This is a genomic window from Xenorhabdus griffiniae, from assembly GCF_001028135.1.
Classification (GTDB): domain Bacteria; phylum Pseudomonadota; class Gammaproteobacteria; order Enterobacterales; family Enterobacteriaceae; genus Xenorhabdus; species Xenorhabdus bakwenae.
The window spans coordinates 1-2,956 of sequence record NZ_LDNM01000083.1 but is presented as its reverse complement, the minus strand read 5'-3'; the positions used below and the strand labels follow the sequence as shown (position 1 = coordinate 2,956).

Annotated in this window: 1 rRNA gene; it reads left to right on the top strand. The window is 53.9% G+C overall.

Annotated features, from left to right (window positions below):
• Window position 1 precedes the first annotated feature (1 nt).
• Window positions 2-2,913, top strand: a 23S ribosomal RNA gene (locus AAY47_RS15255).
• The last annotated feature ends 43 nt before the right edge of the window (window positions 2,914-2,956 follow it).

Below are 2,956 nucleotides of genomic sequence, written 5' to 3'. Positions count from 1 at the left end.
AGGTTAAGCGACTAAGCGTACACGGTGGATGCCTAGGCAGTCAGAGGCGATGAAGGACGTGCTAATCTGCGAAAAGCGCCGGTGAGCTGATATGAAGCGCTGTCAGCCGGCGATGTCCGAATGGGGAAACCCGGTGCAATCCGTTGCATCATCATTAACTGAATTCATAGGTTAATGAGGCGAACCGGGGGAACTGAAACATCTCAGTACCCCGAGGAAAAGAAATCAACCGAGATTCCCCCAGTAGCGGCGAGCGAACGGGGAGGAGCCCAGAGCCATCAGCATGACACGCCTCAGGAGAACGGTCTGGAAAGGCCGGCAGTAAAGGGTGAAAGCCCCGTATCCGAAGTGGTGTGTTGTGTGAGCTCGAAGAGTAGGGCGGGACACGTGATATCCTGTCTGAACATGGGGGGACCATCCTCCAAGGCTAAATACTCCTGACTGACCGATAGTGAACCAGTACCGTGAGGGAAAGGCGAAAAGAACCCCGGCGAGGGGAGTGAAAGAGAACCTGAAACCGTGTACGTACAAGCAGTGGGAGCCCTGATTTATCAGGGTGACTGCGTACCTTTTGTATAATGGGTCAGCGACTTATATTCTGTAGCAAGGTTAACCGTATAGGGGAGCCGCAGGGAAACCGAGTCTTAACTGGGCGTTAAGTTGCAGGGTATAGACCCGAAACCCGGTGATCTAGCCATGGGCAGGTTGAAGGTTGGGTAACACTAACTGGAGGACCGAACCGACTAATGTTGAAAAATTAGCGGATGACTTGTGGCTGGGGGTGAAAGGCCAATCAAACCGGGAGATAGCTGGTTCTCCCCGAAAGCTATTTAGGTAGCGCCTCGTGAAGTCATCTTCGGGGGTAGAGCACTGTTTCGGCTAGGGGGTCATCCCGACTTACCAACCCGATGCAAACTGCGAATACCGAAGAATGTTATCACGGGAGACACACGGCGGGTGCTAACGTCCGTCGTGAAGAGGGAAACAACCCAGACCGCCAGCTAAGGTCCCCAAGTCATGGTTAAGTGGGAAACGAAGTGGGAAGGCTCAGACAGCCAGGATGTTGGCTTAGAAGCAGCCATCATTTAAAGAAAGCGTAATAGCTCACTGGTCGAGTCGGCCTGCGCGGAAGATGTAACGGGGCTAAACCATGCACCGAAGCTGCGGCAGCGACATGAATGTGTTGCTGGGTAGGGGAGCGTTCTGTAAGCCGTTGAAGGTGAACTGTGAGGTTTGCTGGAGGTATCAGAAGTGCGAATGCTGACATAAGTAACGATAAAGCGGGTGAAAAACCCGCTCGCCGGAAGACCAAGGGTTCCTGTCCAACGTTAATCGGGGCAGGGTGAGTCGACCCCTAAGGCGAGGCTGAAAAGCGTAGTCGATGGGAAACAGGTTAATATTCCTGTACGGGCAATAATTGCGATGGGGGGACGGAGAAGGCTAGGCAATCCGGGCGACGGTCGTCCCGGTTTAAGTGTGTAGGTGGGATAATCAGGCAAATCCGGTTATCCACAGCACTGAGGCACGATGACGAGGCACTACGGTGCTGAAGTTGCTGATGCCCCGCTTCCAGGAAAAGCCCCTAAGCTTCAGATTAGTGCTCATCGTACCCCAAACCGACACAGGTGGTCAGGTAGAGAATACTCAGGCGCTTGAGAGAACTCGGGTGAAGGAACTAGGCAAAATGGTGCCGTAACTTCGGGAGAAGGCACGCTGGCGTTAGGTGAAGGACCGAGCGTCCGGAGCTGAGGCCAGTCGCAGATACCAGCTGGCTGCAACTGTTTAATAAAAACACAGCACTGTGCAAACACGAAAGTGGACGTATACGGTGTGACGCCTGCCCGGTGCTGGAAGGTTAATTGATGGGGTTATCGCCTGGCGAGAAGCTCCTGATCGAAGCCCCAGTAAACGGCGGCCGTAACTATAACGGTCCTAAGGTAGCGAAATTCCTTGTCGGGTAAGTTCCGACCTGCACGAATGGCGTAATGATGGCCAGGCTGTCTCCACCCGAGACTCAGTGAAATTGAACTCGCTGTGAAGATGCAGTGTACCCGCGGCAAGACGGAAAGACCCCGTGAACCTTTACTATAGCTTGACACTGAACCTTGAGCCTTGATGTGTAGGATAGGTGGGAGGCTGTGAAGTGCAGACGCCAGTCTGCACGGAGCCATCCTTGAAATACCACCCTTGAATGTTTGATGTTCTAACGCCGGCCCGTTATCCGGGTTGCGGACAGTGTCTGGTGGGTAGTTTGACTGGGGCGGTCTCCTCCCAAAGCGTAACGGAGGAGCACGAAGGTTGGCTAATCCTGGTCGGACATCAGGAGGTTAGTGCAATGGCATAAGCCAGCTTGACTGCGAGAGTGACAGCTCGAGCAGGTGCGAAAGCAGGTCATAGTGATCCGGTGGTTCTGAATGGAAGGGCCATCGCTCAACGGATAAAAGGTACTCCGGGGATAACAGGCTGATACCGCCCAAGAGTTCATATCGACGGCGGTGTTTGGCACCTCGATGTCGGCTCATCACATCCTGGGGCTGAAGTAGGTCCCAAGGGTATGGCTGTTCGCCATTTAAAGTGGTACGCGAGCTGGGTTTAGAACGTCGTGAGACAGTTCGGTCCCTATCTGCCGTGGGCGCTGGAAGATTGCAAGGGGCTGCTCCTAGTACGAGAGGACCGGAGTGGACGCACCACTGGTGTTCGGGTTGTCATGCCAATGGCATTGCCCGGTAGCTAAGTGCGGAAGAGATAACCGCTGAAAGCATCTAAGCGGGAAACTTGCCTTAAGATGAGTCTTCCCTTACTCCTTTGAGGGTACTGAAGGACCGTCCGAGACGAGGACGTGGATAGGCCGGGTGTGTAAGCGTTGCGAGACGTTGAGCTAACCGGTACTAATGAGCCGTGCGGCTTAACCTGACAACACCGAAGGTGTTTTGGGGATTTGAGAGGGTTTCAGAAT